This window comes from Microbacterium sp. cx-55 (assembly GCF_021117345.1).
GTDB lineage: Bacteria > Actinomycetota > Actinomycetes > Actinomycetales > Microbacteriaceae > Microbacterium.
The window spans coordinates 3,056,943-3,077,937 of the sequence record NZ_CP088261.1 but is presented as its reverse complement, the minus strand read 5'-3'; the positions used below and the strand labels follow the sequence as shown (position 1 = coordinate 3,077,937).

Below are 20,995 nucleotides of genomic sequence, written 5' to 3'. Positions count from 1 at the left end.
TGTCCCGCCAGGGACACCCCAGCGGAGCGAGAGCCCCCGCGCGCCAATATCCTGCTCGCGCGCTTCAGATCTGAGGCGCGGGAGCAGAAAACTGGCGCGCGGGAGTAAAGCTCGGAGCGTCCCTCGCGGGTTTCAGACGAGCGGGGTGCCGTGGGTGTGGAACGTCTCGATCGTCTTCATGCCCCACGCCTGGCCCCTCTTGCGCTCCTCCTGCGTCCACTCGACGACGGGCTGGTCGGGGTCGAGCAGCAGGCGGGCGCCGGCGTTCGCGAACTCGATGCGGTTGCCACCCGGCTCCCACACGTAGAGGAAGAACGTCTGGTTGATGGCGTGCTTGTGCGGTCCGGATTCGATGTGGATGCCGTTCTCGAGAAAGATGTCGGCGGCCTTCAGGATGTCTTCGCGCGTATCGGGCGCGAAGGCGATGTGGTGCAGGCGGTTGCCGTGCTTGGTCCAGTCGTCGGAGTAGACGACGTCGTAGGACTTCAGCGAGAAGTGGAACCACCAGGCGGCGAACTTGCCGTCATCGTTGCGGATGCGTTCGCTCTCGCGCATGCCGAGGGCACGCGCGAGGAACTCGCCGTTGGCCTCCACATCCTTCGCGAGGTAGTTGATGTGGTCGAGCCGGCGGGCGTTGACGCCGTGGCCAGGGAAGCGCGACGCCTGGTTCTTCAGCGCAGGCTTGTCGTCGGTCGCGACGTAGCGTTCGGTCTCGTAGTAGATGCCCATCGAATGCCCGTCGGGGTCGCGGAACCGATAGGTGGGACCCGTGCCGACCTCGCCGTCGACCCAGCCGTCGCCCAGGCCGGTCGCCTCGATCGCCGCGACCCGGCGCGCCAGTGCGTCGGGGGAGATCGCGCGGAAGGTCGTCAGGCCGACGCCCGCCGCATCCGAGGGGGTGAGCTTGATCGTGTACAGCTCGTACTCGTCCCAGGTGCGGAGGTACACCGAGCCGGCGTGCTCGGCGACCACGCGCATCGCGAGCAGGTCCTGGAAGAACCACAGGCTCCGCTCGAACTCGGGGGTGAGCAGCTCGACGCTGCCGATGTGGGCGACGTCGAATGAGGTGGAGTCGGTCATCGGGCGGTCCTTCCTAGCGGTGGGTGAGGTCAGCGGCGGGGCCGCGGGAACACGGTGCCGTCGAACAGGGGGCGGGCGGTGCGGACGGACACGGACGCCGCATGCCAGCGGCCGTCCGCATCCTGGTGCACCGAGACCCGGGCGGAGAACGTGCCGGTCGGGTGCTCGATCCGGGTCGTGTCGCCGTCCGCGGCTCGGGCGAGGTCCGCGGCGATCGTGCCCGGGATGCGGACGCCGGCGGCTACCGAGGCCGCCATGAGCACCCCGATCGACGTATGTACGCGAATCGGAATGAACGCTCGCGCCGAGATCGCCCCGGTCGCCGACGGCGGCGACAGCAGGATCATCTTCGGTATGGTCTGCGCGCGCACGTCGCCCAGGCCCATGCGCTCGCCGGCGACGAGACGCACGCGTTCGAGGGCGTCGAGCAGATCGACGCGAGCCTCGAGATCGCCGGGGGATTCGTCGCCGGCGACGCCGAACTCGCCCGCGGCGAGCAGCACGACCGGCATCCCGTTGTCGATCAGGGTGACGCGGTGCCCGTCGATCTTGTCGGTGATCGCTCCGCTCGGGAACAGCGGCTTGTCGCCCCCCGACACCTGGAGCGAGATTCCCGCGGCGGTTCCCGGAACGCCGTCGATCGCGACGTCGCCGTCGTAATCGGGCCGGCCGCCCGGGGTCGCGAAGGTCGCGTCGGCGATGTCGCCGGTGTTGCGTAGGCGGATGCGGACCACGGTCTCGTCGCCCGTCGCGCGCACGAGTCCGCGCTCGAGGGCGAACGGGCCGATTGCCGCGAGCAGGTTGCCGCACGTCTGCGCGTCGGCGACGAGCGGCTCGTCGACGGCCACCTGCAGGAACAGGTAATCGATGTCGATGCCGGGCTCGTCGGAGCGCCGCACGACGGCGACCTTCGAGGTGAGGGGATGCGCGCCGCCGATGCCGTCGATCTGCGCGGGGTCGGGGCTGCCCATGATCCGCAGCAGCAGATCGTCGCGGGCGGCCGGGTCTGAAGGGAGGTCTTCTTCGAGAAAGAACGCGCCCTTCGAGGTGCCGCCGCGCATGAGCATGCAGCGCACGCCCGCCGCGCGATCGTCAGTCGTCATCGCGCTCGAACTCCGCCTGTGTCACGAACCGCACTCCGAGGTCGGCGAGCACCGGCCGCAGGGCGTTCAGATCCATCGAGATCTCGCCGGCGCGGTAGCGCTCGCGGTTGGCGGCCTCGCGCGCGGCGCGAGTGCGGGCCGCGTCGAGCGTCCCGGCGGCGCGTTCACGCGGCACGACGGTGACCCCGTCGTCATCCGCGACGATGACATCGCCCGGCCGCACGGCCACCCCGTCGAGGATGATCGGCACGTTCACGGCGCCCGCGGTGTCTTTGACCGTGCCTTCGGCGCTGACGTGCGCGGTCCACACCGGAAACCCCATCGTCCGCAGCTCGGCCGTGTCGCGGACGCCGCCGGAGGTCACATACGCCCGCACGCCGCGGGTCTGCATCTGCGTAGCCATCAGCTCACCGATGAACCCGAACGCCGAATCGGTCACCGGAGCGACGACGATCACATCTCCCGGCTGCGCCTGCTCGATCGCGGCGTGCACCATCAGGTTGTCGCCCGGGGCGACGCGCACGGTGATCGCCGTGCCCGACACGGCCGCGCCCTGTTGGATGGGGCGGATGCGGGGCCCCGCGTATCCGGTGCGACCCATCGCCTCGTGCACGGTCGCCGAGCCGAATTCGGCCAACGCCGCGGCGGTGTCGGCATCCGCTCGCCGGATGTCGGTCACCACGATCCGACCGGATGCCGCGGTCATTCGAGCAAGCCCGTCACCTGGGGGAAATAGCGCATGTACGCCTCGCCCATCGTGTCGTGCGCGAGGCCGAGGTTCGGGCCGGCATTGCGCTTGACCTGCACCCCGCGGCGGACGGCGAGATCGGTGTAGTACGACCACATGTGCTTCTGCGCGGGCAGGCACTCCATGGCGGCGCGCTTGGCGGGAAACGCGTCCGTGATGTCGAGCAGCACGTTCGGCACGAAGCCGCTCTGCTCCGGCTGGTGCGGTTCAAAGAAGAAGACCGGCGGGGCGCCGATGATCGTCTCCTTCGTGGGGAACGAGCCGTCGGAGTTCGCGACGCCGATCGCCTGGGCCAGCACCCGTGCCTCCAGAGCCATGCGCGCCGCGGCGGGATGGTCGCCGTTATACGGGTCGGTCAGCGGGTGGGTGAGCACCACGGTCGGCTGCACACGGCGGTACACGTCGACGAGGGCGGCGACCGCATCCGGGGTCTCGCGGAGCGGGTAGTCGCCGAGGTCGAGGAACTCGACGGCGGCACCGAGGGCGGATGCGGCCGCCTCCGCCTCGCCGCGACGGATCGCCTTGATCTCGTCGAGGGCTTTGCCCTGCAGCCACTGGCTGGCGGATTCGCCGCGCTCGCCGTAGCTCAGGCACACGACCGTCGCGCGCTCGCCGCGCAGGGTGGCGGCGGCGATCGCGCCGCCCGCCCGCCAGACGAAGTCGCCCGCGTGGGCGCTGAGCACGAGCAGCGAAGGGGTGATCTCTGCCATGTTCGCTCCAGTTCGTCGTCGACCGGTGAGGGGTCGGGCCGGTGTCGAGGCGGCCCGTGCAATCGTCGGGTGGGCCCGTCGACGACGTTGTTCGCCGCGTTTCGGCGGTGACCATGGCGGCGACGGTGCCGGTCCGAGGGCTTCAGCGAATCACACCCCTGGCGGAGTGGTCAAGATTTTGTTTACAATCATGGCGACGAAAACCACTATGGACAGAGGGATCCTCCTCGGTACCATCGCGGATCAGCCGACGGACAAGGAAGTCGAGGGCGACCTATGGCACGCAACCTGCAGGAGCTGCTGGATGAGCGGGGGAACATCGTCGAGATGCTCCGCGATTCGCAGCTCGGAACCTACATCTACCCGGTCGTTCCGGCCGAGTTCACGAACTGGCGGCGCGAGCAGAAGGCCTGGCGTGAGACCGCCGTGCTCTACGACCAGACGCACCACATGGTCAACTTCTTCGTCTCGGGTCCCGATGCGCTGAAGCTCCTGAGCGACACCGGCATCAATTCGTTCGCGAACTTCCCCGTGAACACCGCCAAGCAGTTCGTGCCGACCGCATCCAACGGCGGCGTGATCGGTGACGGCATCCTGTTCCACGAGGCGCAGGGCGACTACGTCTACGTCGGTCGCGCGCCGGCGGCGAACTGGCTGCAGTTCCACGCCGAGACGGGCGGATACGACGTCGAGTTCCGCTACGACGACCGCTCGCCCTCGCGTCCCTACGGCGCGGCCGTCCACCGCGACTACTACCGCTTCCAGATTCAGGGGCCGAACGCCTGGGCCATCATCGAGAAGCTCAACGGCGGACCGCTCGAGAAGGTGCGGTTCTTCCACATGGGCGAGATGACGATCGCGGGTGAGAGCGTACGGACGCTCCGGCACGGGATGGCGGGTGCTCCGGGGCTCGAGATCTGGGGCCCCTACGAGCAGCACGCGAAGATCCGCGAAGCCGTCCTCGAGGCCGGCCGCGAGTTCGGGATCGAGCCCTGCGGCTCGCGCGCGTACTCGTCGAACACGCTCGAATCGGGATGGATCCCCTCGCCGCTACCGGCGATCTACACCGGCGAGGCCGAGCGGGCGTACCGCGAGTGGCTGCCCGCGAACAGCTACGAGGCGATCAACGCGCTCGCCGGCTCGTTCGTATCGGACGACATCGAGGACTACTACCTCACCCCGTGGGAGCTCGGCTACGGCTCGTTCGTGAAGTTCGACCACGACTTCATCGGCCGCGACGCCCTCGAGAAGGTGGATGCGGACGCGCAGCGCAAGAAGGTCACGCTCGCCTGGAACGACGAGGACCTGGCGAAGATCCTCACGAGCGTGATCGACCGCGAGGGTGTCGGCTACCAGTTCTTCGATCTGCCGAACGCGAACTACGGTTCGTCCAACTACGACGCCGTGATCGACGCCGACGGCAACCAGATCGGGCTCTCGCTGTTCACGGGAGTCACGGCGAACGAGAAGCGCGGGCTGTCGCTCGCGACCGTCGATCGGGATGTGCCGATCGGGGCCGAGGTGCGCGTCGTCTGGGGCGAACCGGATGGCGGATCGAAGAAGACGACCGTCGAGCCGCACGAGCAGATCGCGGTGCGCGCGATCGTGAGCCCGGTGCCCTACGCCGAGACCGCCCGGCAGGAGTACCAGGGGGGCTGGCGCACCGCGGGCACGCTGTAGCTCGCGGCGCCAAGGCGCCCGCGGCGCCCGCGGTTGCCGCGGCACGGCGGTTGGGCTCGGCGCGAGCAGTCGCTCGCTGCCGCACCGCTGCGTGCACAACTCAGGAGGAACCGACCCGGATGCGGCCGCGCAGCGCGCGGGCGCAGCGGATCTCCTGCGTTGTGCACGCCGGGCGGCCGCGCCGCGGTGTGCGGCGACTCGCTGACGCGTTCGCGCGGCGTGGACGGGCGAGTGGGCCATGAGTTGTCGGACCGCTGGGGCGGATGTCTACGGATGTGGCGGATGAGGCGGGCTGAGCGCGTTCGATCCGACGACCGGTGAGCGTCAGCCGTCCGCGGCGTCGCCGTGGATCACCTGGAACCGTCCCGACGACCCGCGGATGGCGCGCGCCACCGTCTCGAACAGCCAGTCGAGCGCGGCTGTGTGCGCCGTCGTGGAGCGGCGGTAGAGGCTGACATCGAGCGGCGCCATCTCGAAGGGCAGGGGTCGCACCACCAGCGGCCACGTCTGCGCCCACCCCTCGGCGATCGTGTCGGGCATCGTCGCGATCAGGTCGTGACTCGCGGCGAGCAGCGGCGGCAGCGCCGCGAAGTGGTGCGCGGCGATGCGCGGCTCGATCGTGACTCCGGCCAGACGCAACGCGTGCTCCACGGCGGGTGCACCCGAGTCGCTCGCGACGACGATGTGGCCGGCCGTCGCGTACGCCTCGAGGTCGAGCGGGCTGTGGGATAGCGGATGCCGCGACGACATCACGACGCCGTACCCCTGGGTCTTCAGAATCACCTTCTCGAACCGCCCCGGCACGGGCGACGGGGTGGCAGCCAGATCGACCGTGCCGCGCCCCAGCCACTCGGGAAGCGCCTGCACGTCCATCGGGACGACCTCGATCCGCATCTCGGGCGCGCGTCGCCGGACGGCCCGGACGATGGCGGGGAACCAGCCGATCTCGCCGAGCTCGGACAGCGCGATCCGGAAGGTGCGCGTCGAGTCCGCCGGGTCGAACCGGCGCACGCCGTCGAGGGTGCGATCGACCGCAGCTACGGCCTCGCGGAAGCCGGGGTAGACGCTGTCGGCGAGGGGTGTGGGGACCATCGCGCGCCCGACGCGGTGGAACAGCGGGTCGTCGAGTTCGCGGCGGAGGCGCCCGAGCGCCTGGCTGACCGCGGGCTGCGTCACATACAGCCGCCCGGCAGCGGAGGTGAGACTGCGGGTCTCGGCGATCGCGACGAACGCGCGGATGAGGTTCAGGTCCACGGGCGCGATTCCGCTGCGTGCCGCACGCCGAAGCTCGAGCGGCCCCTCAGGCATCCTTGCCGGTCCATAAGCACAGCTTATGCACGCCCGCCCTGCGGATGAGCCTGACTTCCTAGAGTTGCTCTCGTTCTGGAACGAAGGAGTTCACCATGACCGAATCCGCCGCCGCCGCGATCGCCCGCATCGGAAACCCCGTCGACCTGCTGCGGAACGCGCAGGCGAGGCCGACGATCTTCCCCGTCACGCCGGAGTTCAGCAACTGGCGGAGCGAGCAGCGGGCGTGGCGCGAGAGCGTCGCCCTGCTCGACCAGTCGCACCACATGACCGACCTGTTCATCTCCGGCCCGGATGCGGCTCGCCTGCTCAGCGAGACGGGCGTGAACAGTTTCGCGACCTTTCCGGTCGATGCCGCGAAGCAGTTCGTGGCCGTGAACCACGAGGGGTACCTGATCGGCGACGCCATCCTGTTCCATCTCGACGACGAGGTGTACGACCTCGTGGGCTGGTACATGGTGCTCGACTGGGTGCAGTTCATCGGCGAGACGGGCGACTACGACGTCACCTTCGAGCGCGATGCGAACACACTGATGCGCGAGCCCGGCACCCCGCCGACCCTCTACCGGTACGAGGTGCAGGGCCCGCACGCCCTGGCGCTCGTGGAGAAGCTCATCGGCGGACCGGTGCCGGCGACGAAGTTCTTCGGGATGGCGACGTTCGACATCGCGGGCGCCACCGTGCGCTCTCTCCGGCACGGGATGGCGGGTCAGCCGGGGTTCGAGCTGTTCGGTCCGTGGGCGGATGGCGACCGCATCCGTGACGCGATCGTCTCTGCGGGCGAGGAGTTCGGTCTCGTGCGGGTCGGGGCGAAGGCGTACTCGTCGGCGAACCTCGAGTCGGCATGGGTGCCGTCGCCCCTGCCGGCGATTTTCACGGGCGAGCGCTCGGCCGAGTATCTGGCCTGGTTGCCGGCGGCGCGGCTCGGTTCGCTGGCTGGGAGCTTCGTGTCGGATGACATCGAGGACTACTACCTGACCCCGTACGACCTCGGGTACGGGCGCAGCGTCGCCTTCGACCACGACTTCATCGGGCGGGCGGCGCTCGAGCGGCACGCGGCGTCGCCGCAGCGGGTGAAGGTCACGCTGGTCTGGGAGCCGGAAGACGTGGCGGCCGCGCAACGATCGCTGTACGAGGAGGGTGTGCCGGCGAAGTACATCGACTTCCCGAAGGCGCGGTACGGGCTCTATCAGGTCGATCGCGTGTCGGCGGAGGACGGGGCGGATGCGGGCATCTCGCACGACGTGGGGTACATCACGGGTGAGCAGGTCTTCGTGTCGCTCGCGAGTGTGGCGCCGGAGTACGCCGAGTCGGGCACGCGGGTCGTCGTCACCTGGGGTGAGCAGCCCCACACGGCCAAGCCCGCGGTCGAGCCGCACCGGCAGGTCGAAATCCGCGCGACCGTGCAGCCCGCTCCGTACTCGCGGTTCGCGCGGGAGAACTATCGCAAGAGTTGACGCCGCTCACCCGCAGCGCCTGGGCAGCGTCGGTGCGCGCGCGAGGTTCTGTCGAGCGGAGGATGATCCGTCCGCGCGAGGGCGAATGCGGGCGCGACATCCTCCGCTCGCGCGATCATCCTCATCTCGGCGACCCACGTCGTCGGGCGCGCGGCGGCTCACGCGGGACGGTGGCCCTGCTCGTCGAGCGACCGCCGCGCGCGTCGGAGGAGCGTGGCGAACACTTCGCGCTCCTCCTCGTCGAAGTCCGCGAGCATCAGTTCTTCGACGCCGGCGACCTGCGGGTCGAGCCGCGCGAGGGTCGTCGTGCCCGCATCCGTGAGTCGGAGGAGGATCTGACGGCCCGGGCCGGGATCGCGGCTGACGAGACCCCCGTCGACCAGCGGATCGATGATCCCCGCCATGGTCTGCGGGCGCACGAACGAGCGGCGGGCGAGCTCCGAGCCGCTGATACCGGGGCGGCGTTCGAGCACGGTCAGCGCGGTGTACTGCGCGGCGGTCATGCCGGCGGCCGCGCACGCCGCGTGGAACCGCGGGCGCAGCGCCAGCTCGAGCTGCTTGATCTGGTAGACGAGGCTGCGTCGCTGTGGGGTCATCCGGCTTCTCCTCCGCGGCGCTCACGCTAGCGCACGGCTGTTCTCCGGCGATCGTCGCCGCGTGTTGACGACCCGGAGGTCTCGTCCTAGTATTTCAGGCAACCTGAAATAACGCTTCCCGTGCAACGATGCAAAGGACGGTCCCGATGACGGATGCCGCACGACTCTCGCTCGATGTCGCCGAGCTCGCGAACGCCGCGGGCGCCTCGTTCGGTCCCTCCTCGTGGCGGGAGATCACGCAGGACGAGGTCGACTTGTTCGCGCGCGTCACCGGCGATCACAACCCCATCCACCTCGACGCCGCGTACGCCGCGAGCACCCCGTTCGGCACGCGCATCGCGCACGGGCTGCTGACGCTCAGCCTCGTCGTACCGCTGATGGCCGAGGTCTTCGACGTGCCCGACGCGGGGATGGGCATCAACTACGGACTCAACCGCGTGCGCTTCCCGGCGCCCGTGCCGGTCGGATCTCGGATCCGCGTCGTCGGCGAGGTGCGCACGGCGTCGGAGGTTCCGGGCGGCGTGCAGATCGAGGTGCCGGTCACGTTCGAGATCGAGGGTGCGCCGAAACCCGCGTGCGTGGCCGAGCTCGTGCTGAGGTACTACCGATGAGCGCGGTGCGGCTGGACGGGCGGGTGGTGATCGTCACCGGCGCCGGGCGCAGTCTCGGGCGCGCGTACGCGCTCGCGCTCGCCGACGCCGGGGCGGCGGTGGTCGTGAACGACGTCGATGCGCAGAGCGCGGCCCAGACGGTATCTGACATCACGGATGCGGGCGGGTCGGCGGTCGCCGTCGTCGCGGCCGTGGGCACGAGCGCGGCCGCCGACGAGCTGGCGGCGGCGGCGCTCTCGTCGTTCGGGCGCCTCGACGTGCTCGTGGCCAACGCGGGTGTGCTGCGGGACCGCGTGCTGTGGAAGATGTCGGATGACGACTTCGACGCCGTGATCAGCACGCACCTGCGGGGGTCATTCACCTGCGGGCGCGCGGCCGCGGTCGCGATGCGCGAGCGGGGCGAGGGCGGTCGCATCATCCTGATCGGTTCGCCCGCGGGGCAGTTCGGCAGTTTCGGCCAGACGAACTACGCGGCGGCGAAGGCGGGACTGGTCGCGATGGCCCGCACCTGGTCGCTCGAGCTCGCGCGCGCGGGGATCACCGCCAACGCGGTCATCCCGACCGCGCTCAGCCCGATGACCGCGACGATCCCCGCCTACACGCAGGTGTACGAGGACTTCGTGGCCGGGAAGGGCATCCCCACCGAGTACCGGCGCGACCACGCGCTCGGCACCCCGGAGGATGTCGCGGCCCTCATCGTGTGGCTGGCGTCGGAGCACTCGGCGGCCGTGACGGGGCAGGCGATCGGCATCGGCGGAGACCGGCTCGCGCTGTACGCGCACCCGGCGGTGCTCGAGACCGCCGACCGCGACGGCGGATGGTCGGCGGAGGAGATCGATGGCGTCTGGCGCGATCGATTCGCGCCGCTCGCGCAGCGATCCGGCCCGCCCACGCTCGACTGAGCGCACAGGGATCGATCGTGCCGAGGCGAACGAGGGAGTTCGGATGAGAGGCCACTACAGCGACGTATGGCAGGCGATCGCGCGCGCGTTCCCCGATCGACCGGCGATCGTCACCCCGGACGATACGATGACTTATCGGCGCTTCGCCGCGGATGCCGGCGCGCTCGCGGGGCACCTTGCCCGGGCGGGCGTCGGCCCGGGCGACGCCGTCGCGGTGATGCTCTACAACCGTCCCGAGTATCTCGTCACCCTGTTCGCCTGCTTCGCCCGCGCGATCGCGCCGGTGACCCTCAACTACCGGTATCGCGCGACCGAGGTGCGGGCGCTCCTGGAGGATTCCGGTGCCCGCGTGCTGGTGTACCCCACGTCGCTGTGGCCCGTGGTGCGCGAGGCGGTGGCGGACTGGGCGCACGCCCCCGCCCTGATCACCGTGGACGACGACCCGCCCGCCCTTCCGTCCGCGGATGCGGATGCGGGGGTTCCGTGGTCCGAGGCGATCGCTGTGCCCGGAATCCTTCCCGTGACTCCGCCCGCCGGCGCCGAGCTGCGCCTCTACACGGGCGGAACCACGGGGCGACCGAAGGCCGTCGTCTGGGGCGCCGAAGACATCCTCTCGGTGCAGCTCTACTCGATCTACGGCACGGTCGGGCTTCCGCTCCCGCAGACGATGGATGACGTCGTGGCCGTCGCCGCCGACCCGGCGACGCCCGCTCCGCGTACCCTCCCGCTCGCCCCGTTCATGCACGGCACCGCGCTGTTCACCTCGATGAACACCCTCGTGCTGGGCGGCACCATCCTCGTGATCCCCTCGCCGCGCCTCGATGCCGATGCGGCGTTCCGGTTCGCGGTCGACGCGGGCGCCACCCGACTCGTCGTGGCCGGTGACGCCATCGCGCTCCCGCTGATCGAGGCGTGGGAGCGCTCGGGTGAGCGTTCGTTCGGCGCGGTCGGGTCTCTCATCAGTTCCGGGATGCGGTTCAGCCCGCAGGCGAAGCGCCGGTTCCACGCGCGCGCCGACCTGGTCATCATCGACCTGCTCGCCTCGACCGAGGGCGGACCGTACGCGGTCAACACGACCGCATCCGTCGCCGATGTTCCCGGGCGGCTGCGCCTGCTGCCGGGGGCCGTGGTGCTCGACGACGACCTGCGCGAGGTGCAGCACCTCGAGGGGGGTCGGGGTGTCCTCGCCTTCCGTGGCACGTTGCCGAGGGGCTACTTCCGCGACGAGGAGAAGACCCGTGAGGCCTTCCCGGTGATCAACGGGGTGCGTCACGTCATGCCCGGCGACTGGGCGGTCTCTCACGGCGACGGCACGGTCGACCTGCTCGGGCGGGGGAGCGCCGTGGTCAACACGGGCGGCGAGAAGGTCTATCCGGTCGAGGTCGAAGAGGCCCTCCTCGCTTTTCCGGCGATTGCGGATGCGGTCGTCTTCGGTATGCCGGACGCCCGCTACGGCGAGGCGGTCACGGCGGTCGTCGTCGTCCAGGGAACGGTCGCTCTCGATGCGGACGCCCTCCGCGCCCATCTCGACACGCTCCTCGCCGGCTACAAGAAGCCCCGGAACGTGATCGTCCGCGACAGTCTCGAGCGCAGCCCGCACGGCAAGGTGGATCTCCCGCGGATGAAGGCCTCGCTCCGGACGGTTGTCGGCGCCGTCGATACCCCCACGGGGACCCTGCGGATCGTGCGCTGAGCGCCGCCGGGCGATGCGCGGCCGCCGAGCGATGTTGCGGTGAGGGCAGGGCGCGGTCAGAGCCGGTCTTCTCCGCGTTCGCCGAGGATGCGTTCGAACCACGCGAGAGTGCCGCGGGTCATGTCGGCGGGTGTGCCGAGGGAGTCGAGGAGGTCGAGGGCGTCTCGCACCTCCTGTTCGCGCCGCGCGGTGTGAGCGTACGTGCCGGTGAGGAGTCGCTCGACGAGTGCGGGGGCGTCGGGTCCTAACTCCGCGGTCAGCTGATCCCGCATCCACGGCTCCGCGCCCGCGGCATCCGCCGTCGTCAGGGTCTCGATGAGCAGTGTCGCCAGGCCCTTCATGAACACGCTCCGCACGAGTTTCAGCCGGGCGGCGGTTCCGGCGGGGCCCGCGACCGTGTCGACCGGTACGCCGAACGGCCGGAGGAGGCGGCCGACCTCTGCCGCGCCCGGGCCACTCGCGAGCAGGGGCGTCCGCGACCCGGCGCGGGTGACCGGGGCGAGCACCGCCACATCCGCGACGGCGACGCCGACGTCGACACCGGCGGCTGCGACGGCGGCCTTCGTCTCCGGTGACGCGGTGTTGAAATCGGCGAACACGACCCCCGGGCCCAGAAGCGGCAGCGCCGCCGCCGCGACGCTCATCGCCGCGTGCGCGCCCACGAGGCTGATCGCGAGATCCGCGTCGCGAAGCGCGCCGGCGAGGTCGGCGGCGCGATCGATGCCCTCGGTGACGCGGGACGGCGACGTGTCGTACCCGCGCACCACGGCGCCGGCCGCGCGCAGCCCGGTGGCATACCGGCGTCCGGCCTCGCCGAGTCCGATGACGGCGATGCGGGTCATCGCGCGCCCGCCCGAGCCGTGCCGGGCGCGTGCTCGCCGGCGAGTGCGGCGATGTACTCCCACGACCGCGCCGACACGCCCGCATCCGGCCGCAGCCCGTGTGCGGCGGCGTCGTCGTCGGTCGCGGAGGCCGAGGCGTACGCGTCGCGGAGTGCGCGGGTGACGCCGGCCGCGGCCACCCGGAGCGTCTCGATCACGGCCGGGTCCGACCCGCCGTCGTTCGGGATCACCGCGCCCATCGCGGCATACACCGAGCCGTCCGGGCCGTGCACAGGAACGGCGATCCCGCGGGAATCGAGATGGATGTGACCGGGAGCGACCGCCACGCCCTCCGCGCGGATCCGGGCGAGGGTCGCGCGGAGCTCCGCCTCTCCCGTGAGGGTCCGGGGCGTGTACGCCCGGGGCCCCGACGCGAGCAGGTGCGAGAGCACCCCGGCCGGGGCGTGGGCGAGCAGCACGAGTCCGATCGACGACGCGTGCAGCGGGATGCGGCCGCCGATGAGCGTGGCGTTGACCACCGCATCCGGAGCCGACATCCGCTCCACGAACAGCACATCGTCGCCCGCGCGGACACCGAGCTGGATGTGCTGCCGGATGCGGGAGTGCGCGGCGGCGAGCCACGGCCGGGCGACCTCGCGGATACCGAGGGCGCCCGGCGTTCGTGACGCGTACTCCCAGAGCCGCACCCCGAGCCGGTAGGTGCGGTCCGGCATCCGTTCGAGCAGGCCCGTCTCGGTGAGCTCCGCGACGAGGCGATGCGCGGTCGAGGGCGCCAGGCCCGCGGCGGACGCGATCTCGCTGAGGGTCAGGAACGGATGCAGCGCCTCGAACGCGTCGAGCACCCGCAGGTGCCGCTGCAGTGCCGACTGCCCGGCTGATCCACGCGCCATCGCGTCCTCCTCACGAGGACCCTACACACCGTCTGCGTTATGCCCGGTACACCGTCCGAGCCCACTCGTGGTACGGCGCCGGGGCGACCGTGGCGCGGATCCGCACCTGGCGGTGATTCTGGTCGACCGAGTCCTTCGTCGACACCGGGTTCTCGCCCCAGACGACCTCGACTTCGGCCCCGTCGTCGATTCCCTCGTCGAGGGTGGCGAGTGACATATAGAGCTGTTCGTAGGCGATGTAGCCCGCATCCGTCGAGATGCCCACGAGATCCTCGCCGCGGCGCACTTCGTCCATCTGATAGAGCCCGTAGCGGGCCTTCGGGAAGTCGAGGAACTTCGCGGGAGTGCCCGGTTCGAGCTGCGAACGCACGACACCGGCGACGTCCTCGGCGTTCCAGAGCAGCGTCACCTTGCGGCGCCGGGGCGCCGCCGCATGGCGCTCCAACGCCTCGCGACCGTGGAAGTCGTGGTCGAAGCGCACCGACCGGCCGAGACCGATGTCGTACGGGGTGAGGTAGAAATCGCGCACGTCGTCGGAGATGAGCGACCCGGCGACCGACCCGATCCGCGCGGCCGGCAGCCACTCGCGGTATTCGGCCAGGTCGTCATCGAAGACGGCGGGGAAGGGCGTGGGCACCCATCCTGATTCGAGCGGCGTGGCCGAGTAGGCCTTGGCACCGACCCGGTGGATGCCGAACTCCGCACCCGCCTCGAGGATCGCATCCCGCACGGGCTCGCTGTCGGCCCACGGGCCGAAGAACTCGAAGCCGGGCTGCCCGGCCATACCGTGCCGGAGCCCCTTGACGGTGCGGCCGGCGATCGTGAAGTCGCCGATGTGGAAGAACTTCACCTCCGGCACGGGGCCGGCGAACAGCTTCTCCATCACCTCGTTCGCGAACGGTCCCTGCAGCTCGTAGCGGTAGAACGTGGGCGGGCCCTGACGCATGTGCGAGTTCGCCTCGAGGCGGTAGTGCACGTCCTTGCCGGCGGCCTCCGCCTTCTCGACGTTGTAGCGCACCCAGTCGATCAGGATGTGGTGTCCGACCAGCACGAGCCCCTCGGGGGCGTCCTCGTTGTAGAAGAGGATGCCGTCACCGATGAGGTAGCCGTCCTTGTTCACCGAGATCAGCTGCTTCGCGACGCCCGGACGGAACGTGGCGAACGTGTTGGGGGAGATGGTTCCGAGCAGCGGCAGCAGGTCGGCGCCGCCCAGGAACAGCTGCGTCATGTGGTGCGACTGGTCCATGAGGGCGACAGTCGTGTTCCACGAGCGCTGCTCGTCGCGCCAGTTCGTGAACTCCGGAGCGACCGGGAACGTGAACGCGGGCCAGTTCTGGTTGCGCAGCAGCTCCACGGGGCTGCCGGCACGGGTGATCGCCTCGGCGAGGGATTCGGATGTCATCGTCGACCTTCCTGTCAGTGCTTCCGATCGTGCGTCGGATGCCGAGGCGTCATACGGAAAATTCGCATGAACGGAATCGGCGGGCGATGCCGGATGCGGCGCCCGCACTCTGAGAGCGGACATCCTGCCGCGACGAGGCGGTCGGGCACGGTCCGACAACGACTCTCCGATTGCGCGCCAAAATCGTTGACAATCTGAGCGTGAATCCGTACCGTCCAGAATCAGGGCGATGACGCCCCGGGTCGAAGCGATGTGGCAACGACGCAGGAAGGTGAGCGATGGCAGCTCGACTGACTCTGAACGACGTGAATCTCCGTTTCGGGGGGATCACGGTGCTCCACGACGTGACCTTCGAGGTCGAACCCGGTCAGATCTTCGGTCTGGTCGGGCCCAACGGTGCCGGGAAGACCTCGCTGTTCAACTGCATCAGCGGCCACTACCGCCCGAGCTCCGGATCCATCCGGATCGACGGCGACGAGGTGCTCGGCACCACGCCCTCGGGGCTGGCGAAGCGCGGTCTCGCGCGCACGTTCCAGCATCCGGCTCTGCAACTGCACGCGTCCGTGCTCGAGAACGTCCTGCTCGGTGCGCACACGCGACTCCCGGCGGGTCCGCTCGAGTGGGCCATCCGGACCCCGCGGACCGTGCGCTCCGAGCGCGAGCAGCGGCGCGAAGCCCTCGATCTGCTCGAGCGCACCGGACTCGGCTGGGCCGCGCACCTTCCCGCCGACGAACTCTCGCACGGCCTGCACAAGGGCATCGAGCTCTGCCGCGCCCTGCTCACCCGCCCGAGCCTGCTGCTGCTCGACGAGCCCGCCGCCGGCCTCCCGCATTCCGAGGTCGAGCAGCTCATCGCGACCGTTCGCACCATCCGCGACGACGACATCACGGTCGTGATCGTCGAGCACCACATGGGACTCATCGCCGCCCTCACCGACCGTGTCGTGGTTCTCGACCACGGCCGCACCCTGATGGAGGGCACGGCCGCGCAGGCGCAGTCCGACCCGCGGGTCATCGAGGCGTACATCGGAAAGGACGCCGCGGATGACGCTGCTTGAACTCGAAGGCGTGACCGCCTTCTACGGCCCCGTGCAGGTGCTCGACGGGGTGTCGCTGTCGGTTCCCGAGAACGGCGCCGTCGGCATCCTGGGCGCGAACGGCGCCGGCAAGACCACGACCCTCCGCGCCATCAGCGGCACCGTGCGGGCGGGCGGCAGCATCCGCTTCGAGGGCACAGACATCCGCGGGATGCGGCCCGACCGGGTCGCGGCGATCGGCATCGCGCATGTGCCCGAGGGGCGCGGCACCCTCGGGGGGCTGACCGTCCGCGAGAACCTGCGGGTCGGCGCCTACCTGCGGAAAGACCGCAAGGGCATCGACGCCGACGTCGAGTACTGTCTCGAGCTCTTCCCGAACCTCAAGGAGCGGTACCGCTCGCACGCGTCCGCGCTGTCGGGCGGGGAACAGCAGATGCTCGCGGTCGCTCGCGCCGTGATGGCCAAGCCCCGACTGCTGCTCCTCGACGAAGCGTCGCTCGGTCTCGCGCCCAGCACCGCACGAAACGTCTACGACGCGATCGCGCGCCTGCGTCGCGAATCCGGCATCTCCATGCTCGTCGTCGAGCAGAACGCCACCCTCGCCTTCCGCCTCGTCGATTCGGCCACCGTGCTCGAGACCGGACGCAACGTCCTCACCGGCACCTCGGCCGAGCTCAAGGGCATGGACGAGATCCGACGCGCCTACCTGGGAGGCTGACCGATGGGCACCTTCATCCAACTCGTCGTCGACGGACTCTCGATCGGCTCGGTGTACGCGGCGCTTGCGCTCGCGATCGTGCTGGTCAACCAGGCGACGGGCCTCATCAACTTCGCGCAGGGCGGGATGGCGGTGCTCTCGGCCTATGTGGCCTGGTGGTTCACCGGCCTCGGCGTGCCGCTGATCCTCGCGATCCTGCTGTCGATCCTGTTCTCCTTCGCCATGGGCGCCTTCATCGAGCGCTACGTCATGCGGCGATTCGAACGCGGCGATCCCGACACGGCGGTCGTCGTGACGATCGGTCTGCTGACACTCATCACCGGCATCTGCGGCTGGCTGTGGAGCTACAACAACCAGCAGTTCGCGTCGCTGTTCCCGCTCGACACGATCTCGATCCTCGGCGCCTCGGTCAGCATCCGCTCGATCGGCACGACCCTCGTCATCGTCGCGATGATGATCCTGCTGCAGGGGCTCTTCCTCGGCACGAAACTGGGGCTCGCGCTGCGCGCGGTCGCCGTGAATCCCGAGTCCGCCTCGTTCTCGGGCCTGCCCGTCGGGCGACTCCTGATGGTCGGATGGGGCCTGGCCGCCGTGCTCGGCGCGGTCGCCGGCGCCCTCATCGCCCCGCAGCTCACCCTCACCCCCGGAATGATGGACAACGCGCTCGTCTACGCGCTCGCCGCCGTGATCCTCGGCGGACTGTCGAGTCCGATCGGCGTCGTGATCGCGGCGTGGATGATCGGCGTGCTCGAGAACCTCGCCGCCGTGTACGTGCCGTTCATCGGCTACGACCTCAAGGTCGCCGTGCCGTTCGTGCTGATCTTCGTCGTGCTCATCGTCAGACCCCAGGGCCTGTTCGGCCGGAAAGCCGTGGTGCGCGTCTGATGTCTCGAGCTACCGAGTTCTTCGACCGACGCCCGGTGCGCATCGCGGTCGCACTCGCCGTCGTCATCCTGCTGGTCGTCCTGCCGCTCGTCCTGCCCGAGTTCGCCAACCAGACCGTCGCCCGGGTCGGCGTCTTCGCCGTCGCGGTGCTGGGGCTGAACGTCGTGATGGGCTACACCGGCCAGGTCTCGCTCGGCCAGATCTTCTTCGTCGGCTTTGGCGCGTACATCACGGCCTACGGCGTGGAGAACGACTGGAACATCGTCGTCGTCTTCGCCGCCAGCATCCTGCTGCCCGGCATCGTGGGCCTTCTGATCGCGCTCGCGGCAGCGCGGCTCGGCGGACTCGCGATCGCGATGGTCACGATCGCGCTGCCGATCGTGGGCGTGCCGCTCGCCAAGCGGCTCTCGGACTTCACCGGCGGATCGCAGGGCATCTCGGCCCGGTTCGCGTCGGCGCCGGAGTGGACCGGACTCTACGACGACCAGTGGCAGCTGTACCTCGTGATCGCCATCGGCGGGATCGTGTTCCTTCTCACCCGCAACCTCGTGCGCGGCAAGTACGGTCGGGCGTTCGCGATCGTGAAGGAGAACGAGGCCGTCGCCTCATCGATGGGGATCTCGCCCTACCGCTATAAGGTCATGGCCTTCACGGTCGCGTCGCTGATCGGCGGAGTGAGCGGGTTCCTCTACATGGTGGTCGTGCAGTACACCTCGCCCGAGACGATGAGCTTCGGGCACTCCATCCAGTTGCTCGCCGCGATGGTGATCGGCGGAGCGGGCAGCATCATCGGGTCGCTCCTCGGCGGAGCGTTCTACGTGCTCGCACCGCAGCTGACGAACGCGCTCGACGCGAACCTCACCGCAGTCCTGCAGGGGGCGCTGCTGCTGCTCGTGCTCTTCCTGCTCCCGGGCGGACTCGCCTCGCTCCCCGCGCGGCTGCGGCGGTGGGGGCGAAAGCCCCGGCGCGGCGGCGGGTCCGGCGGCCCGGGACCCGGCGGCCCGGCATCCGGGGGCCCTGCATCCGGGGCTCGCTCATCCGGCACTCCTTCTTCCGGTACTCCGCAGGGTGGCGCGCCCGTGCCGCCCGCCGCGGAGACGACCCACACAGAGAGGCAAGATCAGGCATGAACATCAGCACCACACGCAGAAAGGTCCTCGGCATCGTCGCCGTCGGATCCGTGCTCGCGTTGACGCTCGCCGGCTGTTCCCGCGGCGGCGACGGCGGCGGCGGAGACGCGAGCGACGGCGGCAGTGCGGCGAGCCCCGGCATCACCGACACCAGCATTTCGCTCGGCATCACGACTCCGCTCAGCGGCGCCACCGCCGGCCCCGGCACGTGCACGGTCGCCGGAATCTCGGCGTACTTCGGCGCGAAGAACGCCGAGGGTGGCGTCGAGTTCGGTGACGGCAAGACCCGCACGGTCGACATCCAGGCGCTCGACGACGCCTACGATCCGCAGAAGGCCAAGGCCAACTACGACCAGCTCAAAGACAGCGTCTTCGCGATGACGGCGGGTCTCGGCACGCCGACGAACCGCGCCTACCGCGAGGCCGCCATCGCCGACGAGGTGCCGCAGGTGCTCGTGATGACCGGCGACCCGATCTTCAGCGACACCGAACAGAGCCCGTGGCAGCTCGGCTTCGTGCCGATCTACCAGAACGAGGGGCAGGCCTTCGGCGAGCTGCTGGCCGCATCCGGCGAAGACCACAAAGTGGCCGTGCTCTACCAGAACGACGACTACGGCGAGGGATACCTCGAGGGCTTCACGAACGCCGTCGAGGGTGCCGACAACATCGAGATCGTGAAGGAGCTCACCTATGAGGCGACCGACACGGCCGTCGACGCGCAGCTCACCGAGCTCGCGAACTCGGGCGCCGACGTCTTCTTCAACGCGATGTCGATCACGCCGCTCGTGATCTCGTCGCTGCAGAAGGCGCAACAGCTCAACTGGACGCCGAGCTGGTTCCTGCCCTCGAACACCTCGAGCCCGACGGCGATCCTCCAGCCGGGCGGGGCCGACGCCTTCCCCGGCGTCTACTCGGTGTCGTTCTCGAAGGCGCCGGCGAGCCCCGCGTTCGCGGACGACGAGGACGTGCAGGGCTTCCTGACGAACCTCAAGGAGTACGGCGACTACCCCGACATGCCCGCGTTCCCGCACTGCATGTGGAGCTACATGGTCGGCGCGACGCTCGAGAAGGCGTTCGGGGAGATGACCGAACCGACGCGCGAGAACTTCATGGAGGCGCTCCGCGGGATCACGGACTTCCAGGCGCCGCTCATGCTCGACGGCACGGCGGTCGACACGACGGTCGACGGCCAGCCCGCCGTCTCGTCGGTGGTGGTGCAGAAGTACAACGGCAAGGGCTACGACACGGTCGAGGACTTCGGCTGATCGCCCGCTGACCCGCATCCGAACGGCGGCCCGGCCTCGCGCGCCGGGCCGCCGTTCCGTGCCGCCCCCGGTGTTCCGACCGCGAGACGGGATCTGGGCGCCGAGACCGTGGGGTAACCCCTCCGTCTCGGCGCGAAGATCCCGTCTCGCGGGTTTCTGCGGGGCGGGCGGATGCGGGGCGGATGCGGGGCGGGGGTCAGTCGAGAGTGCGGAGCACCTCGACGATGCCCGCCAGGTGTGCGCGCGTCGCGGCGTCGGCCGCATCCGGATCCCGGGCGATCACGGCGTCGATGATCGCGATGTGCTCGGGCGCGGACTGCGCGGCACGGCCCGGGTGGAACGCGAGCCGGAACTGGTGCCGCGCGGACTGGGCGCGCAGCCGCTCGAGAAGCTGGGTGGCGGTCGCGTGGCCGCTGAGGTCCCGCATCCGCCGGTCCATCTCCTGGTTCAGGCGCGAGTACTCGACGAGGTTGCCCCCAGCGACGGCCGACTCGATGTCGGCGCGCAGGATGCGGAGACCGGCGATGTCGTCGTCGTCGGCGTTCTCCGCGGCCTTGCGCGCGCAGAGCGACTCCAGCCCCATCCGCACCTCGACGATCTCGACGGCTTCGTCGACGCTGATCGCGCGCACACGGGCGCCGCGATTGGGGAGGCGTTCCACCAGCCCCTCGCTCGCCAGCGTGAGCAGCGCCGTCCGCACCGCCGCCCGGGTCGCCTGGAACCGCGCGCTCAGATCGGCTTCGATCAGACGCTGATGCGGCGCGAACTCGCCGCCGAGGATCGCGTCGCGGATCGTCGCCGCCAGATCCGGGCGGCCGTCGGTCTCGGCGACAGGCGTGAGCGTCATCGTCTTCCCCACCTCCGCGCAGAGGGTCCGCCGCGGATCGTCTGCACTATTGTCGCCGATCCGGACGCCAATCCGCAGCATCCGCGCGCGG

At 70.1% G+C, this 20,995-nt stretch carries 20 protein-coding genes; 10 read left to right on the top strand and 10 right to left on the bottom strand.

Annotation, left to right across the window (positions count from 1 at the left end):
* Nucleotides 1-132: 132 nt before the first annotated feature.
* The 4 genes from LQ938_RS14450 to LQ938_RS14435 are packed head-to-tail and all read right to left on the bottom strand — an operon-like array spanning nt 133 to nt 3,641.
* Nucleotides 133-1,080 (bottom strand): VOC family protein, encoded by a 948-nt coding sequence (locus tag LQ938_RS14450; RefSeq protein ID WP_223723217.1) that lies wholly within the window; start codon nt 1,078-1,080, stop codon nt 133-135.
* 29 nt (nt 1,081-1,109) lie between these two features.
* Nucleotides 1,110-2,183, bottom strand: coding sequence for a 4-oxalomesaconate tautomerase (locus tag LQ938_RS14445; RefSeq protein ID WP_223723216.1), 1,074 nt, complete (start codon nt 2,181-2,183; stop codon nt 1,110-1,112).
* Nucleotides 2,173-2,889 (bottom strand): 4-carboxy-4-hydroxy-2-oxoadipate aldolase/oxaloacetate decarboxylase, encoded by a 717-nt coding sequence (locus LQ938_RS14440; RefSeq protein ID WP_223723215.1) that lies wholly within the window; start codon nt 2,887-2,889, stop codon nt 2,173-2,175. The genes LQ938_RS14445 and LQ938_RS14440 overlap by 11 nt, the downstream gene beginning before the upstream one ends.
* Nucleotides 2,886-3,641, bottom strand: coding sequence for a PIG-L deacetylase family protein (locus LQ938_RS14435; protein ID WP_223723214.1), 756 nt, complete (start codon nt 3,639-3,641; stop codon nt 2,886-2,888). The genes LQ938_RS14440 and LQ938_RS14435 overlap by 4 nt, the downstream gene beginning before the upstream one ends.
* Before the next feature lie 276 nt (nt 3,642-3,917).
* Between LQ938_RS14435 and ligM the strand changes: the two genes are divergently transcribed.
* A complete protein-coding gene (ligM, locus tag LQ938_RS14430) occupies nt 3,918-5,321 on the top strand; it encodes a vanillate/3-O-methylgallate O-demethylase (RefSeq protein WP_223723213.1) in 1,404 nt (467 codons plus the stop codon).
* Nucleotides 5,322-5,645: 324 nt separating this feature from the next.
* Here ligM and LQ938_RS14425 read toward each other — a convergent pair whose 3' ends face one another.
* Nucleotides 5,646-6,629: a LysR family transcriptional regulator gene (locus LQ938_RS14425; RefSeq protein WP_223723212.1), complete on the bottom strand. Its 984-nt coding sequence runs from the start codon at nt 6,627-6,629 to the stop codon at nt 5,646-5,648.
* Nucleotides 6,630-6,724: 95 nt separating this feature from the next.
* On the opposite strand from LQ938_RS14425, the gene LQ938_RS14420 reads away from it, so the two are divergent.
* Nucleotides 6,725-8,086, top strand: a complete 1,362-nt coding sequence (locus tag LQ938_RS14420; RefSeq protein ID WP_223723211.1) for an aminomethyl transferase family protein — start codon at nt 6,725-6,727, stop codon at nt 8,084-8,086.
* Between the two features lie 158 nt (nt 8,087-8,244).
* Here LQ938_RS14420 and LQ938_RS14415 read toward each other — a convergent pair whose 3' ends face one another.
* Nucleotides 8,245-8,682 carry a MarR family winged helix-turn-helix transcriptional regulator gene (locus LQ938_RS14415; protein ID WP_223723210.1) on the bottom strand — a complete coding sequence of 146 codons (438 nt, stop codon included), beginning with the start codon at nt 8,680-8,682 and terminating at the stop codon, nt 8,245-8,247.
* A 146-nt stretch (nt 8,683-8,828) separates the two neighbouring features.
* Here LQ938_RS14415 and LQ938_RS14410 point away from each other — a divergent pair, with 146 nt between their 5' ends.
* Genes LQ938_RS14410 through LQ938_RS14400 form a run of 3 tightly spaced genes read left to right on the top strand, consistent with a single transcriptional unit; the run spans nt 8,829 to nt 11,888 of the window.
* The gene (locus LQ938_RS14410) at nt 8,829-9,293 is read left to right on the top strand and encodes a MaoC family dehydratase (protein WP_223723209.1); all 465 of its coding nucleotides are present in this window, start codon (nt 8,829-8,831) and stop codon (nt 9,291-9,293) included.
* Nucleotides 9,290-10,195, top strand: coding sequence for an SDR family oxidoreductase (locus LQ938_RS14405; RefSeq protein ID WP_223723208.1), 906 nt, complete (start codon nt 9,290-9,292; stop codon nt 10,193-10,195). Before LQ938_RS14410 ends, LQ938_RS14405 begins: the two co-directional genes overlap by 4 nt.
* 43 nt (nt 10,196-10,238) lie before the next feature.
* Nucleotides 10,239-11,888 carry an AMP-binding protein gene (locus LQ938_RS14400; RefSeq protein ID WP_223723207.1) on the top strand — a complete coding sequence of 550 codons (1,650 nt, stop codon included), beginning with the start codon at nt 10,239-10,241 and terminating at the stop codon, nt 11,886-11,888.
* 56 nt (nt 11,889-11,944) lie between these two features.
* On the opposite strand, the gene LQ938_RS14395 is transcribed toward LQ938_RS14400, so the two are convergent.
* Genes LQ938_RS14395 through LQ938_RS14385 form a run of 3 tightly spaced genes read right to left on the bottom strand, consistent with a single transcriptional unit; the run spans nt 11,945 to nt 15,022 of the window.
* Nucleotides 11,945-12,730: a DUF1932 domain-containing protein gene (locus tag LQ938_RS14395; protein WP_223723206.1), complete on the bottom strand. Its 786-nt coding sequence runs from the start codon at nt 12,728-12,730 to the stop codon at nt 11,945-11,947.
* Nucleotides 12,727-13,620: an IclR family transcriptional regulator gene (locus LQ938_RS14390; protein ID WP_223723205.1), complete on the bottom strand. Its 894-nt coding sequence runs from the start codon at nt 13,618-13,620 to the stop codon at nt 12,727-12,729. The genes LQ938_RS14395 and LQ938_RS14390 overlap by 4 nt, the downstream gene beginning before the upstream one ends.
* Before the next feature lie 37 nt (nt 13,621-13,657).
* The gene (locus LQ938_RS14385) at nt 13,658-15,022 is read right to left on the bottom strand and encodes an aminomethyl transferase family protein (protein WP_223723204.1); all 1,365 of its coding nucleotides are present in this window, start codon (nt 15,020-15,022) and stop codon (nt 13,658-13,660) included.
* A 278-nt stretch (nt 15,023-15,300) separates the two neighbouring features.
* On the opposite strand from LQ938_RS14385, the gene LQ938_RS14380 reads away from it, so the two are divergent.
* Genes LQ938_RS14380 through LQ938_RS14360 form a run of 5 tightly spaced genes read left to right on the top strand, consistent with a single transcriptional unit; the run spans nt 15,301 to nt 20,057 of the window.
* Nucleotides 15,301-16,080 (top strand): ABC transporter ATP-binding protein, encoded by a 780-nt coding sequence (locus tag LQ938_RS14380; protein ID WP_223723203.1) that lies wholly within the window; start codon nt 15,301-15,303, stop codon nt 16,078-16,080.
* Entirely contained in the window at nt 16,067-16,777 is a 711-nt protein-coding gene (locus LQ938_RS14375) for an ABC transporter ATP-binding protein (protein WP_223723202.1), read from the top strand. The genes LQ938_RS14380 and LQ938_RS14375 overlap by 14 nt, the downstream gene beginning before the upstream one ends.
* A 3-nt stretch (nt 16,778-16,780) precedes the next feature.
* A complete protein-coding gene (locus tag LQ938_RS14370; RefSeq protein WP_223723201.1) occupies nt 16,781-17,662 on the top strand; it encodes a branched-chain amino acid ABC transporter permease in 882 nt (293 codons plus the stop codon).
* A complete protein-coding gene (locus tag LQ938_RS14365; protein WP_223723200.1) occupies nt 17,662-18,792 on the top strand; it encodes a branched-chain amino acid ABC transporter permease in 1,131 nt (376 codons plus the stop codon). Before LQ938_RS14370 ends, LQ938_RS14365 begins: the two co-directional genes overlap by 1 nt.
* Nucleotides 18,789-20,057 (top strand): ABC transporter substrate-binding protein, encoded by a 1,269-nt coding sequence (locus LQ938_RS14360; protein WP_223723199.1) that lies wholly within the window; start codon nt 18,789-18,791, stop codon nt 20,055-20,057. Before LQ938_RS14365 ends, LQ938_RS14360 begins: the two co-directional genes overlap by 4 nt.
* A 196-nt stretch (nt 20,058-20,253) precedes the next feature.
* Here LQ938_RS14360 and LQ938_RS14355 read toward each other — a convergent pair whose 3' ends face one another.
* Nucleotides 20,254-20,904, bottom strand: a complete 651-nt coding sequence (locus tag LQ938_RS14355; RefSeq protein WP_223723198.1) for a GntR family transcriptional regulator — start codon at nt 20,902-20,904, stop codon at nt 20,254-20,256.
* Nucleotides 20,905-20,995: the final 91 nt, after the last annotated feature.

Excerpts from the sequence above, each read along its gene's own strand:
- LQ938_RS14450 (WP_223723217.1), bottom strand. The coding sequence starts at position 1,080 with ATGACCGACTCCACCTCATTCGACGTCGCCCACATCGGCAGCGTCGAG.
- LQ938_RS14445 (WP_223723216.1), bottom strand. The coding sequence starts at position 2,183 with ATGACGACTGACGATCGCGCGGCGGGCGTGCGCTGCATGCTCATGCGC.
- LQ938_RS14440 (WP_223723215.1), bottom strand. The coding sequence starts at position 2,889 with ATGACCGCGGCATCCGGTCGGATCGTGGTGACCGACATCCGGCGAGCG.
- LQ938_RS14435 (WP_223723214.1), bottom strand. The coding sequence starts at position 3,641 with ATGGCAGAGATCACCCCTTCGCTGCTCGTGCTCAGCGCCCACGCGGGC.
- ligM (WP_223723213.1), top strand. The coding sequence starts at position 3,918 with ATGGCACGCAACCTGCAGGAGCTGCTGGATGAGCGGGGGAACATCGTC.
- LQ938_RS14425 (WP_223723212.1), bottom strand. The coding sequence starts at position 6,629 with ATGCCTGAGGGGCCGCTCGAGCTTCGGCGTGCGGCACGCAGCGGAATC.
- LQ938_RS14420 (WP_223723211.1), top strand. The coding sequence starts at position 6,725 with ATGACCGAATCCGCCGCCGCCGCGATCGCCCGCATCGGAAACCCCGTC.
- LQ938_RS14415 (WP_223723210.1), bottom strand. The coding sequence starts at position 8,682 with ATGACCCCACAGCGACGCAGCCTCGTCTACCAGATCAAGCAGCTCGAG.
- LQ938_RS14410 (WP_223723209.1), top strand. The coding sequence starts at position 8,829 with ATGACGGATGCCGCACGACTCTCGCTCGATGTCGCCGAGCTCGCGAAC.
- LQ938_RS14405 (WP_223723208.1), top strand. The coding sequence starts at position 9,290 with ATGAGCGCGGTGCGGCTGGACGGGCGGGTGGTGATCGTCACCGGCGCC.
- LQ938_RS14400 (WP_223723207.1), top strand. The coding sequence starts at position 10,239 with ATGAGAGGCCACTACAGCGACGTATGGCAGGCGATCGCGCGCGCGTTC.
- LQ938_RS14395 (WP_223723206.1), bottom strand. The coding sequence starts at position 12,730 with ATGACCCGCATCGCCGTCATCGGACTCGGCGAGGCCGGACGCCGGTAT.
- LQ938_RS14390 (WP_223723205.1), bottom strand. The coding sequence starts at position 13,620 with ATGGCGCGTGGATCAGCCGGGCAGTCGGCACTGCAGCGGCACCTGCGG.
- LQ938_RS14385 (WP_223723204.1), bottom strand. The coding sequence starts at position 15,022 with ATGACATCCGAATCCCTCGCCGAGGCGATCACCCGTGCCGGCAGCCCC.
- LQ938_RS14380 (WP_223723203.1), top strand. The coding sequence starts at position 15,301 with ATGGCAGCTCGACTGACTCTGAACGACGTGAATCTCCGTTTCGGGGGG.
- LQ938_RS14375 (WP_223723202.1), top strand. The coding sequence starts at position 16,067 with ATGACGCTGCTTGAACTCGAAGGCGTGACCGCCTTCTACGGCCCCGTG.
- LQ938_RS14370 (WP_223723201.1), top strand. The coding sequence starts at position 16,781 with ATGGGCACCTTCATCCAACTCGTCGTCGACGGACTCTCGATCGGCTCG.
- LQ938_RS14365 (WP_223723200.1), top strand. The coding sequence starts at position 17,662 with ATGTCTCGAGCTACCGAGTTCTTCGACCGACGCCCGGTGCGCATCGCG.
- LQ938_RS14360 (WP_223723199.1), top strand. The coding sequence starts at position 18,789 with ATGAACATCAGCACCACACGCAGAAAGGTCCTCGGCATCGTCGCCGTC.
- LQ938_RS14355 (WP_223723198.1), bottom strand. The coding sequence starts at position 20,904 with ATGACGCTCACGCCTGTCGCCGAGACCGACGGCCGCCCGGATCTGGCG.